This is a genomic window from Metabacillus niabensis, from assembly GCF_902829255.1.
GTDB lineage: Bacteria > Bacillota > Bacilli > Bacillales > Bacillaceae > Metabacillus > Metabacillus niabensis.
This window is the reverse complement of the sequence record NZ_CADEPK010000376.1, coordinates 1-6,108: the sequence shown is the minus strand read 5'-3', so window position 1 is coordinate 6,108 and position 6,108 is coordinate 1. Positions and strand designations below refer to the sequence as shown.

General features: G+C 33.0%; 8 protein-coding genes. 2 read left to right on the top strand and 6 right to left on the bottom strand.

Annotation, left to right across the window (positions count from 1 at the left end; translation table 11 throughout):
* Positions 1–531: type II secretion system F family protein (locus HU235_RS22015; RefSeq protein ID WP_174881597.1), on the bottom strand; the 531-nt coding region annotated here is incomplete at its 3' end.
* Positions 521–1,588 carry a competence type IV pilus ATPase ComGA gene (gene comGA, locus HU235_RS22010; RefSeq protein ID WP_174881596.1) on the bottom strand — a complete coding sequence of 356 codons (1,068 nt, stop codon included), beginning with the start codon at positions 1,586–1,588 and terminating at the stop codon, positions 521–523. The genes HU235_RS22015 and comGA, both read right to left, overlap by 11 nt.
* A gap of 398 nt (positions 1,589–1,986) precedes the next feature.
* On the opposite strand from comGA, the gene HU235_RS22005 reads away from it, so the two are divergent.
* Entirely contained in the window at positions 1,987–2,235 is a 249-nt protein-coding gene (locus HU235_RS22005; protein WP_095299925.1) for a DUF2626 domain-containing protein, read from the top strand.
* Between the two features lie 138 nt (positions 2,236–2,373).
* On the opposite strand, the gene HU235_RS22000 is transcribed toward HU235_RS22005, so the two are convergent.
* Positions 2,374–3,006, bottom strand: a complete 633-nt coding sequence (locus tag HU235_RS22000; protein WP_095299817.1) for an MBL fold metallo-hydrolase — start codon at positions 3,004–3,006, stop codon at positions 2,374–2,376.
* 249 nt (positions 3,007–3,255) lie between these two features.
* Here HU235_RS22000 and HU235_RS21995 point away from each other — a divergent pair, with 249 nt between their 5' ends.
* Positions 3,256–3,429 (top strand): DUF2759 domain-containing protein, encoded by a 174-nt coding sequence (locus HU235_RS21995; RefSeq protein WP_095299816.1) that lies wholly within the window; start codon positions 3,256–3,258, stop codon positions 3,427–3,429.
* Positions 3,430–3,570: 141 nt separating this feature from the next.
* On the opposite strand, the gene HU235_RS21990 is transcribed toward HU235_RS21995, so the two are convergent.
* From HU235_RS21990 to HU235_RS21980, 3 genes are all read right to left on the bottom strand, one after another.
* Entirely contained in the window at positions 3,571–3,879 is a 309-nt protein-coding gene (locus HU235_RS21990) for an MTH1187 family thiamine-binding protein (protein ID WP_174881595.1), read from the bottom strand.
* A gap of 24 nt (positions 3,880–3,903) precedes the next feature.
* Positions 3,904–5,019 carry a YqgU-like beta propeller domain-containing protein gene (locus HU235_RS21985; RefSeq protein WP_325100950.1) on the bottom strand — a complete coding sequence of 372 codons (1,116 nt, stop codon included), beginning with the start codon at positions 5,017–5,019 and terminating at the stop codon, positions 3,904–3,906.
* A gap of 265 nt (positions 5,020–5,284) precedes the next feature.
* Positions 5,285–6,108 (bottom strand): M14 family metallopeptidase (locus HU235_RS21980; RefSeq protein ID WP_174881593.1); only part of this gene is annotated, 824 nt, incomplete at its 5' end.

Genomic DNA, 6,108 nt, shown 5'->3' with positions numbered 1-6,108 from the left:
AACTAAAACTATAAAAGACATAAAAACAAAAGTCGCCAACCATCGAAGTGATGAAAATATAAGTAATAGAAATTGCGAGAAGAATGAAGACTCGATGTTCATAGAGGAATATAGTTGTTCAAACTGTGGAGTTATAACCGATTGAACAAATCCAAGAATAACAAAGACGGTAATAATTAAAAATATTGGATAGCGAAGAATTTTAAATAATTGATCTAAATGGGTTATTTTTTTATGAAGTATTTCACTGCCCTCTTTTAATGCAAATTCCAAATCACCATGCTCTTCTGCGAAATACAAATAGCTTAGTACATCACGGTGAAAACGAAGGATAGTGAAGGCTTTCCTAAGTGAATAGCCTGCAGTCAGCTGTGACAAGCAAATATTCAAATCATCTTTTTTCTTTCCTTTTTCATTTACATATAGAAAATTTAAAGCCTCATTTAGTGTATAACCTTTCTCTAATAAAGTACTTAATCTTTTTAGCAGTGTTGCTTGCTCTTTAATACTCCATACATGTTTAATCTTCATAGTTATATACCCAACGATCATATGAATTTGGATATAAATAACCTAATGCGATCCCTTTTTTAATCACATCCTTTAATGTAGGATATCGGTATACAGTTGATTCTCCTTTCGCTTCCTTAACAACTGCTGCTAAATTCCTTCCATATAAGATTTCATATACACTTAACCTTCTATTTTTTCGAAGCTTTCGACAAAATGGGGAACATGGCCCTTCACAAAAAGGACATTTTATTTGAACGAGTCGTTGGGCAGAAACAGCAATTAAAGTCTGCTCAATCTCCGATAAACTAACATCAAATTCAAGCAATCTATATATCGCCCCTTTTGCATCTCTCGTATGCATTGTAGAAAGTACTAAATGTCCTGTTAAGCTCGCCCTTATCGCTATTTGTGCCGTTTCCCTATCGCGGATTTCACCAACCATAATAATATCCGGGTCATGTCTTAAAATAGCTTTTAAACCTGTCGCGTAGGTAATTCCTGCCTTTTCATTTACTTGAACTTGCAAAACCTCATCACTTCTCGTTTCAACAGGATCTTCGAGCGTGATAATATTTCGATTGAAATGTCGTTTTGCATAGTGCATAAGTGAATAAAGAGTAGTCGTTTTCCCTGAGCCAGTTGGTCCAGTAAAAATCATCAGTCCGTGTGAGTGGTTTAATATCGATAATAACTTTTTCGTCGTTGTTTGAAATAGCGCTAATTCCCCAATCGCTGGAATTTTCCCTTGTGGTAAAATTCGGATTACTAAGCTTTCTTCATAAATAGTAGGCAACGTTGATAAGCGAAGGTGGACATTTATGTTTGGCGTCTCTAGAGAAAGCGCACCACTTTGAGGTCTTCTTCGTTCACCTATATCCATCGATGCTAAAAATTTCAGATGAGAGATAATTCTGTCACATATTTCTTTTTTCATCGAATGCTTTTCGATTAGTTCATCATCAACCCGAAAATGTATTTGTGTTTCTTGTGCCTTAGGAATTAAATGAATATCTGACGCATGTAACGCACATGCCTCCTCAATTAATCGTTCACTTAATTGTTCAATTGCTTGCATATCGTCATCTCCCTTCTATTTGTATATTTACAAGGTAATTGTACAAAATAATAAAAGAAAGAGCATCTTACAAAAAAAGTATTATTCATCAAAACAATTTTGTTTTCTAATGGTCTTTTATAGAATGATATGGTCAATTGTTCAAAAATTCAGGATATAAAATCTAATTTATTATCTTTTTCCATATTACACATCATTTTTAATTTGGAGAAGGAAATGTAAACGCTATTTACAATTATGGGAAAGGTACATTATAATAATGAAAGTGGCAGTTTCTTATACATGAGGATGATTTGTCTAAAGCTATTATAAACGTTGTTATTACATCACATAAGAATGACTCATGTATTAAAACAACATGGCAGTTTGTGGCAAAACCAACAAAGGGAGGAATACATATGGATCGTATGTTCCGAGTATTAGGTTTTTGGACAGGAATCTTCGCAGTCATGTTTTATCTTGGAGACATGAAGACTACTTCCTTACTATTTTTCGGGCAAACAGGGTTTTTCGTCTTTTTATCTTACTTAAAATTAACTGAACGTATGTACATTTATATCTTTGGTGCATATTTAACTATTTTCTTTGTCGGATTTACGTATTGGACAACATTTATGATGATTCCAGGACAAGGTGCTGGTCATTAAATTTTATGAATAAAAAAAGAAGCAGGCAGCTTTTTACTGCCTGTTTCTTTTTTGTTAGACCTCGTTATTCAAAGCTGTACTTACTCACTTTGACATACTCCTCTACTTAGGAAACTCACTTAGTTCTTATAACTAATTTTAAAATCCATTCAAAAATGGATTTCCTTCCATTTCTAATTCTATCGTTGTATCCGGTCCGTGACCTGATAATACAAGTGTTTCTTCTGGTAGTGTTAATAACTTTTCATGAATGCTTTTGAGTAATGTTTCATGATTACCTCCAGGCAAGTCAGTTCTCCCAATACTTCCTGCAAACAATGCATCTCCAGAAAAGACAATTCCGGACTGAATATCATAATATGAAACACTTCCTGGTGAATGACCTGGTGTTTCAAAAACTCTCAGCTTAAAATTCCCTATTTCTATCATTCCTTCATCTTTAATAAGATGATCTGGCTCAGATGCCTTAATTTTCCCAGCCATAAAATATTCTGACCCATTTAATGATGGATTCGTTAGCCAATCCTTTTCATTTTTATGTACATAAACCGGAATTTTCCATTCATTTCGGATTTCGTCTACAGCTCCTATATGATCAAAATGAGCATGTGTTAACAAAATTGCTAGAGGTTTTAAATGTTGTTGTTGTATAATACTCGTCAGTTTTTGTGCTTCACCACCTGGATCAATTATTAAACATTCCTTATTGCCATTGGTATATAAATAACAATTTGTTTGAAGTGGGCCTAGTGGTATTTGTCTCCAATTCATTTTAAACAACTCCTATTTGATGAATTACTCTTATTTTACACTTATTTTTTCAGGGTTCAAGCTTTACATTTAGCAGTTTGATTTGTCGTTCCTTTGGGTATTCTATTAGTAAACTATGGCAAATGAATCCAAAATTAACTCGACAAAGCTAATGAAACCGATTAAAATATTATAAGGAATTGTTTGTATCTTCTCCTTTTTTTACATGGTACAATGAATATAATTTATATAGCGTAAGGGGGCTTTTTAATGGGTTTAGTAATTATTTTCGGACTTGTTACCATTCTTGCTATTTTTGGATTGATTCGTTCATTAAAAGAAAAAAACTTTCTTGGGATGATTTTTGCGTTCGGTGCTTTGGCTGTGTTCGGATGGTTTGCAGTTATGACTGTATTAAACAACGGATTCCCTACTACACACTAATGCATACATAACTTTTATGCTTTTGAATTAAAACGCTATCATTTAGAAGAAGGTACATCTGTGATAAACAATTGTAGCTTTAAAAGAGGCTGTCTCAATCAAGGGATATAAATCCCCAATGAGTCAGCCTCTCTTTAATTATTATAAGTGCTTTTGAACACTTTCCAATTTTCCTTGCATTGTTGTATTTTTATCGCGGCGATCATCAATACGAATATTAGTAGCTACTCGATTAATGCCCATGCTGAAAGGTGCTTCATGAATAGCCTTAATAACTTCAAATAGAGTTGATAATTCTCCTTCAATAATAGTATTCATAGGTGTTAATTGATACGTAATCTTCTCCTCAAGCTCATACTTTTTTAAGACCGTCTGAATATTAGCCACATATTTACTTACACTAGGATCGTTAGTTCCAATAGGAATTACTGTTACATCTACTATAGCCATGATCATCTTTTCCTTTCTTATTCACTATTTGAATGTTATTAAATCCACTAGTTTTTTGTTTTTTAAATCAATCATATACTCAAATCTTGGGCCGTATAATGCATAATCCCCATTAGGAGATAATTTAAATTGATAATTTTCAAGGCCTTCAATTAATACTTTCCTTTCTTTTGTTTCAATATTATACGATATTAAAGAATAAGAAGTATTTTCCTCATTTACTTCTAATAAGTAAAAAACTTGTTTATCTTCATTATAATCCTGGTATGGAATTGACCAATCTGAATAAAGTGACACCACTCTTGTTGGCAACTCATTTATTAGCTTCATTGTACTTAATTCATAAAACTTTATAGATGCATTTCCTTTATCATCGAAAACTTCAACCGTAGTCATAACATTTGAATAATTAGTATTTGTTAACACATTATTTGCAAAAAGTGACTCTTCTTTCATTTTTCGATCATAGATATACATTGGTGCAGTTAAAGTTGGTACATCCTGATTCCACTTCAAATAGGAAATTTTAGTATCCCCAACCCATTGCATAAAAGGAATCTTAACTGGATTATCTGTTATAGACTTTTCCGTAGTATTTATAATATATGTATTATATGTCCAATCCTCATTAAAACTAGACACAAATAATTCTTCATGATTAAGCTGATTCCAAGTAAATTCTAATTCAAATGACTGAATTTTTGTATTATATTGTATTTCACCTTTTTCATCTAATATGATTAAATTAGCTTCATATGTTGTAGGACTTGTATGTACTAAAAACAAGGAATGGTTGCTATTTGCTTCAAACTGTACTATCGGTGCTTCAGAACGGAAAAATATAGAAGAATCTCCAGTATATATATTATAGGAATGGATCGTTGACCCATTTGCTCTATTAGTAATGTAAAAGATTGATTCCTCATCTTTCCAATCAGCTACTGAATGGAATACACTTTCATCTATTTCAGTAGAAATAACTTCATCATGTTTACTTTGCTGATTAGATTCCTCTCTCGACTTTTGTACATCCTCCGTAGGTGGAAGATCCTTATTTTTCTCTTGTTGATGAGATGATACACAGCCTGCACAAAGAAGTAACGTGAACATAAGGAGAAAAACCAACTTAATTAATCTCATCAACTCTCATTTTCACCTCTCTATTTGTCGTTATTAATTTTTCTAAAAGATTGCTGTTTTACAGGAAAAATAAATAGGTTGATTATGCGGAACTAGTGAAGCATACACATAGGCAAAGAGCGCCGAGTTAGCTATGCAGTCCCGCGGAAATCAACCACTCTCTGTTTTTACCAAATTTATTGCGAAAACAGCCTATCTTATAGTAAATCTTCTTCTACTTATTAATACGTATTACATGAGATTTTGTTTCATAAACTTATGAAATTTACATAAATAATGCAGCCAAAAATATTCCTTTGCTTTTTGTATACATTTCATCAAACTGTTCAAAAGGCAATGGATTTACACCTAGTCCTAATTCAATAGTAAATCCCGACTTTTCATATTCATTGACGAACCAGTCTCGAAAACCAGCGTGACTATCAATATTTCTTATAGCTTTATATCCGCTTAATCTTTCAAATTCCGCAACAATTTGGCCAGCTTCTTTGGGCTCTTTCCCTAAGTAACCCCAATAAATTTCTTCTCCCTGTGTATGAAAAGCAAGGACACGGTCAAATTGCCGTTTCTGAACTATATCTGCTAATGCAATTGCTTCCGGTTCTGTTAACGGGGCATCTCCTGGATAATCACGTGGGGCAGGACCTTTAGGTATTTTTCTCTCTTTTTCGATCTCCCAATTAGCAGGGTATTGATTATTCAAATCAACGCCTCTAATGTTTGCCTTCCATTGTGAAAAATCAAGGCTATAGCCATTTATTTCAAGAATTAACTTATTGTACTTTGAGTTATTTGGTAAGCCATTCCGAACAAGATCAACACCATCTGGATTAACCATTGGCACAAATGAGAGAGTTACCTCTTTATATAAAGAACTGCAGCAATTGCCATCTAAAAGCTGATTATTAACTAAAGATGCCAAAAAGTTCTTTAACCAATACATCATAATACTTGTTGTAATCCACTCATTTGCATGAAAGGATCCGTTCATATGAATCTTTTTAGGACCATTTCCAATTTTTAATTCTACTATTGGTTTTCCTAAAACACTATAGCCTATTATTTCCTTTTGTAAAAATGGATATAAAG

Excerpts from the sequence above, each read along its gene's own strand:
- comGA (WP_174881596.1), bottom strand. The coding sequence starts at position 1,588 with ATGCAAGCAATTGAACAATTAAGTGAACGATTAATTGAGGAGGCATGT.
- HU235_RS22005 (WP_095299925.1), top strand. The coding sequence starts at position 1,987 with ATGGATCGTATGTTCCGAGTATTAGGTTTTTGGACAGGAATCTTCGCA.
- HU235_RS22000 (WP_095299817.1), bottom strand. The coding sequence starts at position 3,006 with ATGAATTGGAGACAAATACCACTAGGCCCACTTCAAACAAATTGTTAT.
- HU235_RS21995 (WP_095299816.1), top strand. The coding sequence starts at position 3,256 with ATGGGTTTAGTAATTATTTTCGGACTTGTTACCATTCTTGCTATTTTT.
- HU235_RS21990 (WP_174881595.1), bottom strand. The coding sequence starts at position 3,879 with ATGGCTATAGTAGATGTAACAGTAATTCCTATTGGAACTAACGATCCT.
- HU235_RS21985 (WP_325100950.1), bottom strand. The coding sequence starts at position 5,019 with ATGAGATTAATTAAGTTGGTTTTTCTCCTTATGTTCACGTTACTTCTT.